The organism is Polycladidibacter hongkongensis (assembly GCF_001561995.1).
In the GTDB taxonomy this organism is placed as follows: domain Bacteria; phylum Pseudomonadota; class Alphaproteobacteria; order Rhizobiales; family Stappiaceae; genus Pseudovibrio; species Pseudovibrio hongkongensis.
In genome coordinates, this window is the sequence record NZ_LLWC01000026.1 from 1 (window position 1) to 15,510 (window position 15,510).

Annotated in this window: 15 protein-coding genes, 1 tRNA gene and 1 pseudogene; 9 read left to right on the plus strand and 8 right to left on the minus strand. The window is 55.6% G+C overall.

Translation table 11 applies throughout. The features are described from left to right. On the plus strand, positions 1 to 479 hold a 479-nt coding region (locus AYK82_RS12895; protein WP_156453362.1), incomplete at its 5' end, for an integrase core domain-containing protein. A 347-nt stretch (positions 480 to 826) separates the two neighbouring features. Here the strand turns inward: AYK82_RS12895 and AYK82_RS12900 are convergent. The 3 genes from AYK82_RS12900 to AYK82_RS12910 are packed head-to-tail and all read right to left on the minus strand — an operon-like array spanning position 827 to position 3,101. Next, complete coding sequence (locus AYK82_RS12900; protein WP_156453363.1) at positions 827 to 1,405, minus strand: hypothetical protein; 579 nt, start codon at positions 1,403 to 1,405, stop codon at positions 827 to 829. 23 nt (positions 1,406 to 1,428) lie between these two features. Beyond that, entirely contained in the window at positions 1,429 to 2,034 is a 606-nt protein-coding gene (locus tag AYK82_RS12905) for a hypothetical protein (protein WP_156453364.1), read from the minus strand. A 59-nt stretch (positions 2,035 to 2,093) separates the two neighbouring features. Next, positions 2,094 to 3,101, minus strand: coding sequence for a helix-turn-helix domain-containing protein (locus tag AYK82_RS12910; protein ID WP_068316505.1), 1,008 nt, complete (start codon positions 3,099 to 3,101; stop codon positions 2,094 to 2,096). A 422-nt stretch (positions 3,102 to 3,523) separates the two neighbouring features. Here AYK82_RS12910 and AYK82_RS18020 point away from each other — a divergent pair, with 422 nt between their 5' ends. The 8 genes from AYK82_RS18020 to AYK82_RS12960 all read left to right on the plus strand — a co-directional run bounded on the left by AYK82_RS18020 (position 3,524) and on the right by AYK82_RS12960 (position 7,766). After that, positions 3,524 to 4,018 (plus strand): helix-turn-helix transcriptional regulator, encoded by a 495-nt coding sequence (locus AYK82_RS18020; protein ID WP_156453365.1) that lies wholly within the window; start codon positions 3,524 to 3,526, stop codon positions 4,016 to 4,018. Between the two features lie 279 nt (positions 4,019 to 4,297). After that, positions 4,298 to 4,519: a hypothetical protein gene (locus AYK82_RS12930; RefSeq protein WP_068316520.1), complete on the plus strand. Its 222-nt coding sequence runs from the start codon at positions 4,298 to 4,300 to the stop codon at positions 4,517 to 4,519. Between the two features lie 13 nt (positions 4,520 to 4,532). Beyond that, a complete protein-coding gene (locus tag AYK82_RS12935; protein WP_068316522.1) occupies positions 4,533 to 4,790 on the plus strand; it encodes a hypothetical protein in 258 nt (85 codons plus the stop codon). Then, on the plus strand, positions 4,787 to 5,233 hold the full coding sequence (locus tag AYK82_RS18540; RefSeq protein ID WP_082733922.1) for a GapR family DNA-binding domain-containing protein: 447 nt from the start codon (positions 4,787 to 4,789) through the stop codon (positions 5,231 to 5,233). Before AYK82_RS12935 ends, AYK82_RS18540 begins: the two co-directional genes overlap by 4 nt. Positions 5,234 to 5,388: 155 nt before the next feature. Then, on the plus strand, positions 5,389 to 5,640 hold the full coding sequence (locus AYK82_RS12945) for a hypothetical protein (RefSeq protein WP_068316525.1): 252 nt from the start codon (positions 5,389 to 5,391) through the stop codon (positions 5,638 to 5,640). Then, positions 5,624 to 6,694 carry a tyrosine-type recombinase/integrase gene (locus AYK82_RS12950; protein WP_068316526.1) on the plus strand — a complete coding sequence of 357 codons (1,071 nt, stop codon included), beginning with the start codon at positions 5,624 to 5,626 and terminating at the stop codon, positions 6,692 to 6,694. Before AYK82_RS12945 ends, AYK82_RS12950 begins: the two co-directional genes overlap by 17 nt. A 128-nt stretch (positions 6,695 to 6,822) precedes the next feature. Continuing rightward, positions 6,823 to 6,896, plus strand: a tRNA-Gln gene (locus AYK82_RS12955). 141 nt (positions 6,897 to 7,037) lie between these two features. Next, on the plus strand, positions 7,038 to 7,766 hold the full coding sequence (locus AYK82_RS12960) for an HAD family hydrolase (RefSeq protein WP_068316527.1): 729 nt from the start codon (positions 7,038 to 7,040) through the stop codon (positions 7,764 to 7,766). 75 nt (positions 7,767 to 7,841) lie between these two features. On the opposite strand, the gene AYK82_RS12965 is transcribed toward AYK82_RS12960, so the two are convergent. The 5 genes and pseudogenes from AYK82_RS12965 to puuE all read right to left on the minus strand — a co-directional run. Further along, entirely contained in the window at positions 7,842 to 8,183 is a 342-nt protein-coding gene (locus tag AYK82_RS12965; protein ID WP_208976495.1) for a hypothetical protein, read from the minus strand. 246 nt (positions 8,184 to 8,429) lie between these two features. Then, positions 8,430 to 11,636, minus strand: a complete 3,207-nt coding sequence (locus tag AYK82_RS12970; protein ID WP_082733923.1) for an efflux RND transporter permease subunit — start codon at positions 11,634 to 11,636, stop codon at positions 8,430 to 8,432. A 12-nt stretch (positions 11,637 to 11,648) separates the two neighbouring features. After that, positions 11,649 to 12,824 (minus strand): efflux RND transporter periplasmic adaptor subunit, encoded by a 1,176-nt coding sequence (locus AYK82_RS12975; protein ID WP_068316528.1) that lies wholly within the window; start codon positions 12,822 to 12,824, stop codon positions 11,649 to 11,651. Positions 12,825 to 13,070: 246 nt separating this feature from the next. Beyond that, positions 13,071 to 13,799, minus strand: coding sequence for a L,D-transpeptidase (locus tag AYK82_RS12980; RefSeq protein WP_068316531.1), 729 nt, complete (start codon positions 13,797 to 13,799; stop codon positions 13,071 to 13,073). A 452-nt stretch (positions 13,800 to 14,251) separates the two neighbouring features. Then, positions 14,252 to 15,133 (minus strand): annotated as a pseudogene (gene puuE, locus AYK82_RS12990) (allantoinase PuuE); the annotation flags it as partial. Positions 15,134 to 15,510: the final 377 nt, after the last annotated feature.

Sequence of the window (15,510 nt, forward strand, 5' to 3'; positions counted from 1 at the left end):
GGGCCAATCAAGTTTGGTCGATGGATTTCATGTCAGATCAACTGGAGGATGGCAGGCGGTTCAGAACGCTTAACATACTTGATGATTTCAACCGCGAGGGGCTAGCTATTGAAGTGGATTTCTCTCTTCCCGCTCTTCGGGTTGTGCGTGCTTTGCAGCAAGTAATTGAATGGCGCGGCAAACCTGAGACAATTCGGGTTGATAATGGCCCGGAAAATATAAGTGAAACGCTGCTCTCATGGGCACGAAAGCAAGGCATTAAGATCTTGCATATCCAGCCGGGCAAGCCCGCTCAAAATGCTTATGTGGAGCGCTACAACAGAACAGTTCGGCAAGAATGGCTGGATCAGAATTGCTTTGAAACAATCGAGCAAGTCCAGGCGCAAGCAACAAGGTGGCTCTGGACATACAACAACAACCGGCCAAACATGGCCATCGGCGGCATCACACCTGCCGACAAACTGAAACTGGCAGCGTAACTCTACGCCAAAACTCCTCCAAAAATGGGGGGAATACCATCATATTACCACCTCGCTTAAAATAGTACATCATTGACAGCTAACTAACATCATTAGTATTCTACTGATATTGTTATGTCAATAACTTCACACACCTACACTAAAGCGACTTAAAACTAGAGATATTACTTCTTCATATTGAGGAGTTGTTTTACAAAGAAATCTCGGTTTGGCGATGCGCAGATGGTATCTGCCCTAATTTTGAAAGGCGCTTGGCTATAAAGGTACGCCGTCAATTTTGGTTTTGCGGCGGGCGTTATGCCGCCCTATCACTCTCTACCCACTGCTACCCGCCCGCCATCGCCCCCTCACCACTCCATGGCGAAGATGCGCTTGTGGGTGGGGCCTGCCTCCACCGCCAAGCCCAGCTCAAAGGCCGCGTGGGCAAGCCCGTCGCGCATCAGCCGCCCCACATAGTCCCGTGTTGCCCGCGAGGGCTTGCCCGCCGCCCGCTTGGCGTCATCCTCCTCAAAAGCCAGCGCCGTTTCCTGCACGCTGATCCCCCGCCCCGCAATGGCAAACACCGCATAAGCCTGATCCGGCCCCAGCCGCGCCCCGATGCGCTGCAACACCTCGCGCGCCTCGCACGTGCCCAGCATCAGCCAGTCCCGCGCCCGCACCGAGCAATCCACCCGCGCCGCGCCTAGATCCACCGATCCGGTCTGCCCCTCCACCTGCGCGCACAGCCCGCGGATCTTGCAGGCCGCCGCATATTGCCCCTGATTGATCCGCTTGGCGTTGTAAAGCCACTCCAGCGAATGCCCCCGCTGCAACGCCGCCCGTTGCCGCGCCAGCGCCTGCCGCGCCTTGGGCTTTGCCGCCAGCCGCAACGGATCCGCATGCTCACGGCACGCCAAACCACCCGAAACACCCGAACCACCCGCCATTTTCCTCGCCCCGCTTCTGCCCATCACATCATCTCCTCTTGCTCTGCCAACAGCTGCGCCAGCTGCGTGCGGATCCGCTCCCGCCGCGTGGCAATCGCCTGTGCCATCACCGCCACCGGATGTTGTGGCGGCAGATCCTCTGCGGTGCCGCCCACCCGTTCAAACAGCTTGAGCGTTGCAGCCACCATCGCCGCGCGCCGCCATTCCCCCTCCAAGTGCTGCAGATAAACCGCCTCCGCCTGCGCCAGATCCGGCACCTGCCGCCGCTGCTTGACAAAATCGAGCAGCGCCACATGCCAGTCATCCGCCTGCGCGTTCACCGCCATGGCCGGGGCTTGGTCCACCAGAATGCGCAGGGCCACACGGTCCGGCAGGTCATAGCGCGGCGCTTGTGCTGCCTGCTTGGCCGCTTCCTGCTCTTGCGCCACCTGCCCCGCCGCGCTCTGGCAAGCCGCTTTGGCATGGGCGGGCAAGGGCCACGTGCTGGAGGTCGCCTCCGCCAGCAGCTTCTTGGCGGCCGCGCGCAAGGTCTGCGCCGGAAAGCCCTGCAATATCTGCTCAAGGGCGGAGAAATACGCCTGCTTGTCCTTGCCCGGCGTGCGCGAGAACACCCCCGTGAGCGGCGTCACGAACTCCCGCACCACGGCGCTTTCCGGCGCTTTCTCGGCCACCCTTTCCGCCGTCGCATTCATCGCCGAGCTCCTGCGCCAACTCCCGCACCAGCCTCACGCGCCGCCCCCTCCAGCGCATCCTCGCCAAACACCGCGCGAATGGCATCAAGGCAGCTTTCATGCTCGCGCTGCAAAGCCCGTCCCCGCCGCGCCGCCGCCTCCACCCCGCTTTGCAAATAGCGCGGATCCATGCCGTTTTTCGCCTGTTCCTCACGGGCGCGCTTGGCGCTCATAATCGCGCGAGAGAAATAGTTTAATGAGGAAATCTCCGTCTTTGCGCGCAGCATAAGCTTACAAATACTTGGCTTTACGTCCCGCTCCAGATCGGCACCGGCCATGTACCAACCCCACGCCGGTTCCAGCCCGCCGATCATCTGCGCCGTGTGCAGGCCAATGCGTGCGCTGTTGAGCAAGGCCGCGCACGCCGCCACAAACCGCGCTCCCGCTCCCTCTGATCGCGCTCCCGCTCCCTCTGATGATGCGCCCTCAGCCACACCCACCGCCGCTGGTGGCTTTGGCACAGCACTTGCACCATTCGCCCTACTCGCAGCCGCTTTTCCGTCATCATCAATTGTTTTAGATATTCTGTTCTTATAGGTGCCAGCTGCAGCTGGCAGCCCCTGCCTGTTTTTATAGTCTTGATGCCGGTTCTCCAGCTCCTCAGCCTGCGCCTCCACCTGCGCCGTTTGCACCAGATCATCGCCCTCCTCTTCTCCTTCCCCCTCCGGCGCATCCAAAACGCGATAGGTGTGCGAGCAGCACGCCCCGTCCGAGCGCACCCCGCGCCGCGCAATCATCACCCAGCCGCGCGCGATCAGCCGTTTGAGCGCCAGCTGCACGGTGGAGCGCCGCACCCGCAGCTGCGCCGCCATCTTCACTTGGCTGCGATAGACAAGGCCGGTCTGCCGGTTTTTCGAGACGCAGAGCAGCGTCAATACCTGCAAATCACGGGGGCTTAAATCAGGGTCAAGCACAGCCGCGCTCGGCACCATGGCAAAACGCGGGGCATTCTCGGCAAGAGGCATAGGAGCCCTCCAAGTTAAATCGGGTTTTGAATTGACAAGTCCGGCACAGCAAAAAAGCAGAGAACAGAAGGTGCGCGGCCACCGCTTGGGAGGATCCGCCAGCCGCGCACCCCGCTTGCACCCCACGAGCTGAACAAGGTGCTGCTGCCCCCACCTGCGCCAGCCTCGCAAGGTCCGCCGCATTCACGCAAAGCCTTGCAAACAGAAATTCCGGATATTCCAAGCACAAGCCCCGCATCATCAGGGGCACAATCTCAGGGGCCAAATCAGAGGGGCCAAATCAGGCGGATTGCCACCGCCCCGCCCAGCTGAAAAACTGCCTAATGCTTTTGCTCGGGCGAGCGACGCGTTTGACAGCTTCGCCAAGTGAACAGGGCCCGCGGCAACTCCACATCGGCCGCCGCGGCCAAGAGCTCCATTTCATGAAACCATGCAGCTGGAAACCTGCCTGTAGAGGCAGCGTTACAAATTGCCGGCGCTCCCACGCCCAAGCGCTGGGAGAGCGTCTTCACCTTAAGCGTTTTGACTATATCTCTCGCGTTCATCATGGCACCACTAATTCACTTTTTGTGATTTACGTCAACATGAACAAAATAGAAATACTCATTATTAATGAATTATGCGACAGTAGGCCCATGACAAACTCAGATGAATTTAGCCACGAAAGCGTGGCCAACAGATTGATTTGGCTTCGCAAATTCCTTGAACTTAATCAAAAGGAATTTGCCCACAGCATTGGCGTACTCCCGACCCAACAAAACAATTGGGAAACTGCCAAGCAACGCCTGTCCCTACAGGGCGCCATCAAAATCAACGCGACCTACGGCACCTCTCTGGATTTCCTCTTTCTGGGAAGAGTAGACACGTTGCCGCAGAATATGCGCAAAGCCTGGATATCCAGACCAGCCGACAAATAGACAATAAAATCCAACGATAATCCAGACATTTGAGCAGCTCTGGCCAACATCTCCAAGCGCTGTTCCTCCATAGAATTACCTCCTTAAAAAAACAATTTTCAAGCCAAATTCATTGCATATTCCCAATCTAAATAAATCACAGACCCACTCAGAAAAGCGAGCCCGCACAAAAGAGCATATCAGATCCATAAATACACTTTAAGTGAATTTGTAGATTGACAACTCACTTTTTATGAATTCATATCTTGCCCACAGGTTAGCAAACCGGAGGACAACGATATGCGCATTCCTAGGAATACCCCGCAAAGCCACGCGGGAAATACCCAGCATACTCTCACCAGTTACTATGCCCTGTTGCAGCCGGAGATTTACTCGCTGGAGCGCCTTATCGCCTGCGCCCCGCTGCCTGTGCTGGATCGCGGCGAGCTTGCCCAGTTGATCGCCCTGCGTCTATCCACCGGCAGCAGCACGCGCAACCGCCACCACCATCTGCAAGCGTAACCCCGAGGATCCCATGCAACACACACCGGAAAGCTATTTCAGCCTGATCCTGCCGCTTGTCGAGCAGCTGGAGCGGGCCATCATCAAAGCGCCGCTGTCTACCGACGATCGCGCCTGTCTCGCCTCGCTCGCCACCCAGCGCAGCGCCCATTTCTCTACCCGCATGGTCCGCTTTGCCGCCGAGCTCAGCTATCCCCAGCACAGCACCCGCCAGATCGAACAGGCCATTCTCGCCCGCCTGCAAGAGAAAGTCAGCGAGGTGCTGCAATGAACTCCTCTCGCAAAGCACAAGCAGAAGATGAGCGCTCCAACACCGGCACCGTAGCGAAAGAAGTGCTGCGCAGCTTTGTCGAGCGCATCGAACGGCTGGAAGCGGACAAACAAGCGCTACAGGCCGATATCAAGGCGGTGTTTGCCGAGGCCAAGGGCAACGGCTTTGACGTGCCCACCCTGCGCACCTGCATCAAGCTGCGCAAGCAAACGCCCTCCAAACGTGAAGAACAGCAAAGCCTGCTGGATCTGTACATGCATGCCCTTGGGCTCGGCGGTGCCATAGATGATGCCCAGCAATCCGGCATCGATGCAGCCAACGCAGGCGCTGCCATTATCGACAATCCGTTTATCTCCGATGATCCACGCTTCAAACGCTGGGAACATGGCTGGCAGGCCCAAACCGGCCTCCTCGCCGCTCAGGATGAAAAGCAACAAATGTGAGGTAAATGATGACAATGACACACGCGAAATTCAGCCAACAAGCCGATCATAAGATAGAAGCGCGGACTGCTGGCGGAAGCGGGACTGATCCGGCTCAACCCGCGCCCCTGACTTCTACTAGATGAACAACCCACAAAAATCACAGAGGATCATCAATGCGCCATTACGCTCCTGATTTTTGCTCAGCCAACGATATGGCCTACCTGATTGGCATGAAACCAACTCAATTCAAAAGCGCTGTGCAGAACGGGTTTCTGCCACACCCGATTAAAAACCCGTTTACGGGGCTAGACATTTGGGATCGCGAGGAAGTGATCACCCTGATGCGATCGCACGCACAACTCATCGGTAGCAACCAGATTGAGGATGACGATATTTTGAGGGCAGCTCGTGGCGAGAAAACGTAAAAGCGGCGTGGAGCTGCCGCCCTTTGTTCATCAGGTTAAATCAAAGGGCCGGACCTACTACTATTTCCAGCCGCATCGGGGTACGGTAAAAACGGGTGATCGGGTGCGCATCCCACACCAGCCACAAAGCCCCGCGTTTTGGTCGTTTCTGCAAAAACTGCAAAAAGGGCAAACACCCTCTGCAAAGACTGCGAAACGTTCCGCGAAAAACTCAGTGACTGCCCTCATCAAGGCCTATCGAAAGCATGTCAGTTTTACGCGCCTCAGCGCCAACAGCCGCCGCGATTACGAGCGTTATCTGGATCTGTTGGAGCGACGGCTTGGCGAGTTTCCAGCATCCACCATTAACACCCGCGTTATGGTTGAAATTCAAGACAGCCTTTCCGACCGCCCCAGCACCGCTAATCACGCTATGAGTGTTTACCGGACGCTATTCAAATGGGGTCTATTGCGCGGGTTTAACGCCAGCAACCCGGCAGAAAACATCGAAAAAATAAAGCACGAAACGCAAAAAGCGCGGCCTTGGCCTGACTGGGCGATCCAGCTCGCCGCAGATCACGCGCGTTGGGAAATCCGGACGTTTGTATATTTGGGGCTTTATACTGGCCAACGCACAAGCGATATTCTCGGAATGCGGCTGGCTGATATCAAAAATGATCGCATTCGCGTCATTCAGGACAAAACGCGCAAAGAGCTCTGGATCCCGATCCATAACAGCCTGCAGCCAACAATTCGTGACTGCCGAGAACGCGGGCATATCTACCTCATAACTAGGCATAACGGCGCTCCGCTGGACCCCGGCGGATTTCGCGCGATGTTTACCCGCGAAATGGGCAAACCCCTAACCTCCCGGATCCGCTCAGAGGGTTTCAAACCACATGGCCTGCGCGCGAGTGCGGCCAGCAGGCTGAAGCAAATCGGCTGCTCGAATGGTCAAATTTCGTCGATTACAGGAATGAGCAACGCTATGGTGGAGCGCTACACCCAACAATATGAGCAGCTCAAAACCGCTGAAACTGCAATTGCATTGTGGGAAAATGCAGAAAAATCCTAAATCGGCAAACATTTACGACATGGACTATTGACCGACCAACCGTGGACAGATATAGAACCGCTCACCAGAGAGATTGTAAAACTCTCAAGGCGAAATTGTAAAACTCTCGCCTAACCTATTGGTTCTACTGGGGATTAGTTTAATGGTAGAACAGCGGACTCTGACTCCGTCAGTCCTGGTTCGAGTCCAGGATCCCCAGCCATATCGTTTCTCAAATATCTCTTGTTGTTTACATTGCACTAGCCTGCGCTGTTTGGTAGCGCGCTGTGTGCGTCACTCAGTGTAATTTTCCTGTTATATTGCATAGCTATAGCCACCCGATCCATAGCTTTAACAGGTTCTTATGCAGCTCCCCCTTGCCAAAAAACTTAGCCATATTCGCGTCATTGCCTTTGATAAGGATGGCACCTTGTTCGACTTTGACCAGACATGGATCAACTTTTCACAAGCCATGCTGCACGCGTTGGCACCAGATGACACTTCTCTTAAACAGCGTCTTGGGGACATTGCCGGTTTCGACGTAGAAACGCATAAATTCGTCCCCGGGGCTTTGGTGGTTGCTGGTTCTACGCAAGAGTTATGCGAGGCGTGGTTGCCTCTACTGCCAGCTTACGATTTAGATCGCTTGATGCAGTTGGCAGAACACGTCACGCTATCGACAAGGGCAGTTCCGGTCTGTGATCTGCCGCTCCTGCTTAGCGGATTAAAGCGCCACAAGATTCAACTCGCGGTGATCACCAATGATCTGGAAGCCTCAGCAAGGCAACAAACGCGAGATGCCGGCGTGGAAGACGAGTTTGCTATGATCCTTGGATTTGACAGTGGAGGCCAGCCAAAACCTGCGGGCGATATGCTGCTTCGGGTTTGTGATAAATGCAATATCGTTCCGCATGAACTGATGATGGTTGGCGATAGTCTGCATGATTTCACTGCGGCGCGGGCAGCAGGGGCTGGTGTCACGCTTGGTGTACTTACCGGTCCGGCCACACGGGAAGATCTGGCTGGATCTTGCGATTTTGTCGCACAAAGCATCGCCGAAATCCCTGCCCTATTGGGGCTTGCCACCTGCTAAAGACGGCATGTACTTGAGCTTGGCAGATGCAATATTTGCTGGGCGCCTGACGGACCTTAATGCGGTGATTTCGCTCTAGTTGCGCGGCATGTGGCGGGCACCGCCCAGTTGCCAACTGCTGCCAAAACTGTCTTTTGCTACGCAGCTTGATGTCTCGGCCAAGCCAAAAATCAGGCAATGCACGGTTACCGCGCTCACCAACTGCTTCCGCAGATGCTCTGCGCTCTTTGCAGGCCGCATCAGGCCGACAGAGAGGATGCCGTGGGCATGGTACAGATTCATGCGGGCAGCATCGACAACTTCGGCGCGGCCGCTAATGGCTTGTAGCTGCTGGATTTGCAGAGAACCTTTAGTGGGTTCTGCCTTGGCTGCACCGGTTGCCAGCAGCAGAAGCGCCAGCGCAGCATAAGCGTACATCTTCAAATTCCTTCCTCCATCCTATTGATAACGCAGGGTTAGAATTTGAATATATCACGATTTTGCTGCACTTTGTGCGCTTTGTTTCATTTTGGTGACAAACAAGTCAGCTTAGTTGCCATATGATTAAGCGCTTTTACGGAGAGACCTTTCCGCCTCACCCTCATATCGCATTAAGAATATTTACACGCATTGGCAGTCGATTGCTCACGCAGGTGTGATCGAGCGGGCGCAATCTATGAGTTTTTATAGATTGCGCGTTGCGCTTATTTCCCGGGTTAACTGCTCCTCTCGGTGGCTACGTGGTTTGCTTAGCCCCGCGAGCAAGCGATAGGCGACCGGGATCAAATACATGGTCGCCAATGTGGCAAAACCAAGTCCACCGACGATCACCCAACCGAGCTGCACGCGCGCCTCGGCTCCTGCGCCAAAGGCCAAGACCAGCGGCACCGCCCCAAGTACAGTGGAGGCCACTGTCATCACAATGGGTCGCAGGCGCAGCTGACACGCATTTTGAATCGCATCGGCAACAGATTGCCCGCGTTCGCGCAGTTGATTGGCAAATTCGACAATGAGAATGCCATTTTTCGCCATCAAGCCAACAAGGAGGATGATGCCGATCTGGCTATACACATTGAGCGAAGCGCCTGCCAAATCCATTGCGATAAAGGCAGCTGCAACGCCGAAAGGAACCGACAACAGTATTATTAGCGCGCAAACAAAGCTCTCAAATTGCGCAGAAAGCACCAAAAAGACAACCAGCACGGCAAAGGCAAAGGTGAGCAGCATATTGGCGCTGTTCCCCTCCAGCAGCGCCGCTTCTGACAGCAGGGTCAAGCTGGTACCTGCGGGCAGAACTTCTGCCGCAGTTGCCTGCAAGTCTTTGACAGCGCTGGCTAAATCATAGCCCCCTGCCAATGATAGGGAGACAGGCACAGCGCGTTGCTGCGCCTCACGGGTAAGCGAGGGGGCAACGGCCTCTTCTTCTATGGTGATGATCGACGACAGGGGCAGCATGGTGCCATCGCTGGTTTTAACAAAAATGTTCTCAAGGTCTTTGGTTGAGGCAAGCGGATCACCGCCCGCTTCCATAATAAGTGGCACGCCGTCATCGCCAATGAACAACTCGGCCACTTGCGAGCCATCCAGCAGCATCCGCAGGTTGGCAGATATGCCCTCGGCACTGAGCCCCAGATCTTCTGCGCGCTCGCGATCAACATGGATGAGCAACTGCGGCTGGGTCGTATCGTAGGACAAGCGGGCCCGCAACACCTTGCCGGGGAAGCGATCTTGCATAGCATCGCTTAAACTCTGCGCAGCGGCGGCGATCGCATCGTAATTGCTGCCGGTGACCGCAAAGCTCAGCCCCTGCCCCGCACCGCGCACCCCAAGCGTGTTGGGCTGGAAGATAAAGACGTTGATACCGGTAATCCCTGATAATTTTTTACGAAGCTGCGCGATGATCTGCGCCTGGCTGCGGCTGCGCTCTTGCCAATCGCTAAGCGGCACAACGATGAAGCCGCTATTTAGCGAGCCGGTACCAGCAATGACAAGCGGAGATTTGGCCTCGCCGGGGCGGGTGGTCTCGCGGATAATCGTCTCGATTTGCGAGAGTTTATCGCGGGTGTATTCAAGCGACACCCCTTGCGGCGCCACAGCACGCATGAGAATTACCGCCCGGTCTTCTTGCGGAGTGAGCTCTTGGGGTAAGTGCTTGTAGCTGGCAAAACCGATAAGACAAAACAGGGCTGCCATTGCCAATGGGATCAGCGGGCGCGACAAGGAAGCCTGTAAGCTGCGCAGATACACATTGGCAAATCGCTGCCCAATTTGCTTGATTACCCGCCCGAGAGCCGATGCCTGCTGCTCAGATGAAACATCACGCTGTTTTAGCAGGTTTGCCGCAAGCATGGGCGCCAGCGTGAGTGCAACGAATGAGGAAAGCCCGACACAAATCGCGAGTACAAAGCCGAATTCCGAGAACAACTTGCCAATACTACCGGGCAGGAAGGATATGGGGATGAACACGGCGGCGAGCGTCGCTGTGGTGGTGATGACGGCAAAGAACACCTCACGCGTGCCAAAAATGGCGGCAACGGCGGGTGTTTCGCCGCGCGCGATACGCTTGGTGATGTTTTCCAATACCACGATGGCATCATCAACAACCATGCCGGTGGCGAGCAACAGAGCAAGCAAGGTAAGCACATTGATGGAGAACCCGGCCATCCAGATGGCGCTCAGAGCACCGATCAGGGCGACGGGTACAGTGAGGGCCGGAATGAGCGTTATGCGAAAGCGCCCGAGGAACAACCAGATAATCGCAATGACAATACCGGTAGCATAGAATATTGACAGGAAAGCCTCGTTCAATGCACCTGAGATGAAACGTGCATCGTCGGAAGATATAAAAATATCGGTTCCAGCGGGTAAATCTTGCTTGATGATTGCGACTTCGCGTTTAACCGCATTTGAAATCTCGATGGTGTTGGAATCTGCCGAGCGAATTACGCCGAGTGACAGTGCCCTTGCGCCTTCAAAATACGCACCGGAGCTGGCCCGGCTTGGGCCATAGGTGACAAGGGCAACATCTGCAATGCGGGTATCGGGGTTGATGCGTACATTGGCAATATCTTCCGCGCTTTGCACATCGGCATTGGCGCGCACGAACAGGTCTTGCGTGTTGGTGCGCAGGGAACCGGCGGAAGTGTCTTGCGCCAGCTCTGTTAGCACGGCGCGCACTTGCGACAGTGTCAGCCCTCTAGAGGCCAGAGCGCGCAGATCCACCGCGATTTTGAAGACCGGATCACGGGCCCCATAAACGGAGACAGAGGCGACACCATCAATGGCGGCGAGGCGATCTGTGACCACATCCTCGACATATTTGGTCAGTTGCGCGATTGGTAGAGTGCTCGATGAGACCACCAGTCGCATAACAGGGGAGGCATCGGCATCAGCTTTCACCACGACAGGGCTTTCTGCATCATCAGGCAGGCGACGGGTAACCGAAGAAACCGCATCGCGCACATCGTTAACCGCTTCGCTCAAATCGATCTGCGGCAAAAACTCAATGGTGATGCGGCTGCGTCCGTAGCGTGAGCTGGAGGAGATTGAGGCAATGCCGGAGGTGCGTGCTACCGCCTTTTCGATCATACTGGTCACTTCAGCATCCACCACTTCCGGCGTGGCGCCGCTATAAGTGGTGGTCACGGTGACCACCGGGCGGTCGATATTCGGCATCTCACGCAGTTCGATACCAAAGAAAGCAGCGATGCCAGCTGTCACCAGCAATAGGTTGAGGACGATAGCCAGCACCGGGCGGCGCACGCAAAGCGCATAAATGCCTTTAAGGGCGGCAGAGCTGTTGCCAGTCTCGTTTGATGCTGTGGCGGACGGGTTTTGTGCGCTTGCAGCTTCTGGCGCGTTGTCGGCAGAAGGCGTGTTTTGGTTTTGCATGCTCGTCTCCTGCTAACTAGCCGAGCTTGGCTCTTGCGGGGCACTGCCGGAGTTTTGCAGTTTAACACTCATGCCTTGGCGCAGGGTGCGGGCGGTCTCGGTGACAACCTCCTCGCCTTTTTTGAGCGGCGCGTCGATCAGGATTGCAAAGGCGCCACGATCTATGATCGTGATGTCAACGCGGCTAACCTTGTCACCTGAGATTTTCCAAAGATATGGACCGATTTTGTCCCAATGCACCGCCATAGGCGGCACGGCTAAGTGAGCCGTGCCTTGCAAGGGCACCTCGACATCAAATGTCAGGCCGGACTGCAAGATTTCCTGCGGATTGGCAGAGGTGGCGCGCACTGTCAGCGTGCGGGAGAGCGGATCTATGCGCCCGGCAAGTTCGGAGATTGTTCCGCTCAGGGTTTTACCGGGCAGCACTGGCGTACTTAGTTTCACCGCTTGACCAAGCTCCAGCTGGGCGGAGAACCGCTCGGGCACGACAAATTCCACCTGAATTTTTGAACGATCGTCAAGGCCAACAATTCGGCTGGACTGGTTGATAAAATCACCGCGCACCACATCGTAGATGCCAAGTGTTCCGGCAAATGGTGCTTTGACCTGACGACGCTCCAGATCAAGCTGCGCTTTTTCAACATCAAGCTGAGCGCGCGACAGGGTAAGGCGCGCCGTTTGTAGCTGCACTGAAGAAATGGTCTGGCTGGTGATCAACTTTTCATAGCGTGCAAGCTGGTCTTCTGTATCGGCCAGGGCGAGTTGCGCTTGTTGCAAGGCAAGTCGTTCGGCACGATCATCGAGCTGGAGGATCACCTCCCCCTTTGCCACTCGATCTCCGGAGGATTTGGGCAGCTCAACAATGCGGCCCGTGCTTTCTGCATAAAGATCGGTTTTGCGCAGGGCACGCCCTGTACCGATTGCCCGAACAAAGCTGTCCGTGGTTGCTGTAGATACAGGCTGTGTGCGTACAAGCACAGCGCGCCCTGTGCCCCGTGCGCCTGCGCGCGCTTTAGATGCACCGTTTTGCTTCGCCGCGGCTTGTTGCGGCCAAAGCTGCAAGCCGATTGCAGCAAACGCAGGCTGCGGAGTGTCAAACAACGCCGGTTTACTGACAAATAGAAGAGCATAGGTGGCTACAAAAATAACAGCTACCGAGCCGAGAGGTTTTTTTATTCTGGTTAACATTGTGTGCTTGCTGTCCGCTTCTAGCGCTTGCCCTAGGCAAAGATAGACCCTTTAAATTAGGTTATAAGGCATCTTTTGAAAAAGTGCAGAGCGCAGAACGGTCAAATACATTTGATTACACTTTTGCGCGGGATTGCGACAAGCCGCGCGACTTTTTGCAACAAGGTGACGTGATGCGTGTCACAAACGCAAAAGGCGGATTAGTTAACCCCGCCATTTGCGTAAGCTCTCTTGATTCAGACCGGCTTAAGCGCTGGCGGATGGCGGCTGTGTTGAGGCGGTCGGAGTTGTTGGCGTTGGAGCACCACGGACAATAACACGGGTATGATTTGGTACCCGGTTGTAGAGGTCGACCACATCTTGATTGAGCAAGCGGATACAGCCGGAGGAGACGTTGCGGCCAATCGACCATACCTCAGCTGTGCCGTGCAGGCGATATAGCGTATCCTTACCACCAGAGAACAGATAGAGCGCACGGGCGCCAAGCGGGTTGTCGAGCCCCGGCGCCATGCCATTGCGATATTTCTCCAGCTCAGGTTGGCGGGCGATCATCTCTGCGGGCGGAGTCCATTTGGGCCACTTGCGCTTGTATTGCACCAAGGCATCTCCTGCCCAGCCAAAGCCAGCGCGGCCAACACCCACACCATAGCGCATGGCCGTGCCGTCATTGTTCACCAGATAAAGAAACTTCTCAAAGGGATCGACCACCAGCGTGCCTGCCGGTTCTGGTCCGGTAAACTCTACCGTTTGGCGCAGATAGCGCTGATTGGCGATCTGCTTCAAATCGATTGCGGGCAGCGGAAACTGTTCAGAGGGCTGCGCGACGTAAAGGCCGATATAGTAGGGATCAGTTCGCAAGTCGCGTGGGCGCGTGGATGAGGAATAGACCAGCGCGCTGCGCGGCGTGGTGCTGCACCCCGCTAAAAGCGCGGCAGAGCCGGTGAGCAGAAAGGTTCGACGGGAGAGGCTTTTCATGAAGTCTTTCTTCTTATCGTCTTACTTGATGAGAGGCGGTGCGGGACACCGATATGCGGCATTTGCGCCAAAAGCACATGCAATTGCGGCGATTTTGGCGAGTTTGGCCGCACACCCGCTAAAAAACTGGGAAAAAACCTCTGATAATTTTCACTAGTTTGTGATGACGGGGGTAAACGCCTGCCGCAGCCTCGTCAATCACAGTGTCTTTTCCAGCGCAGAAACTGGAACCACACTGGTTTTTGTTGCCAAGCGCGCAGCAACAATGCCGCCAAGTGTTACTCAATTGAACACAAATAAAAGCGGAGCTGTTAGCGCGATTGGCGATCCACTTACAAGACCGATCAAAAACAGTATGAAAAGTGATAGGTTTACAGCAAAGGCACCTAGATTAGATTTGCAGCGTATACGGAGCTTTTAGTTTTGCCCCAAAATGTCACGTGCCCCTATTTCGGCGGATGATTTTCGTGCCAGTGGCGAGCGATTTGCTCACGGGTAGCGACCCAGATATCAGGATAGCCAGCGATGTAATCCAAGAAGCGATTTAGGGCTGCCATGCGTCCCGGACGGCCCACAAGGCGGCAATGCAGACCTACCGACATCATCTTGGGAGCGCCTTGTTGTCCCTCTGCATAAAGACTATCAAATGTGTCGCGTAAATAGGCGTAGAACTGGTCGCCGCTATTAAAGCCCTGCACGGTAGCAAAGCGCATATCGTTGCAATCCAGAGTATAGGGGACCACCAGATGTGGGCCGTTGTCGCCCGTTACCCAGTATGGAAGATCATCGGCGTAACTGTCTGCATCATAGAGAAAGCCGCCGTCTTGCATCACAATTTCGCGAGTATTGGCGGAACAGCGGCCAAGGTACCAACCTGTCGGGCGGGCGCCAGTGGCCTCTTGATGTAGGCGGATAGCTTCTTGCAAGTGATACCGCTCTTCATCGAACGAAAAGTCTTTGTACTCGATCCATTTCAAGCCGTGGGAGGCGATTTCCCAGTCGGCACTTTTCATGGCAGCCACAGCCTGCGGATTGCGTGCAAGAGCCGTAGCTACGGCAAACACGGTTACCGGCAGCTTGCGTGCCGTGAAGGCGCGATGTAGACGCCAGAAGCCCGCGCGGGCGCCATACTCGTAAATGCTCTCCATATTCATATGGCGCATGTTGGGCCATGGCTGTGCTCCAACAATCTCAGAGAGGAAGGCCTCGGAGGCCGGGTCACCATGCAGCACGCAATTCTCGCCGCCCTCCTCGTAGTTCACAACAAATTGAACAGCGAGCTTCGCGCCACCTGGCCAGTGCGGATCCGGCGTCTCCGCGCCATAACCCACCAAATCTCGCGGGTATTGCGCTTCAGCGTCGCCGTAGTCGGGCCGGGCTGACGCCCGCTCATTTGTTTGGCGCGCAGCGGCGCCCGAATGAAGGGACTTAGGGGCTGTTTGGTTCCGTCGCGCGGATTTGAAAACGAGTTTTTTCATAGATCACCTTAAGTCGTCTGTTGCTGCAAGAAGACCGCAGAACTACCCATGGGCCAGAGATCAGCCCCTTCGCAGGCCTTTTACGTGGTCCTCATAGATTATGTAGAAACAAAGGGTTTTGCGAGACTGGTTTAGAATGCACATGGCGTTTTTTAGAATTAATCGCCATTTTTTTGCCATAGAGCCTTGAAAGGGAGCATTGTAATACCACCTTAACCGTAAATATCGAATTG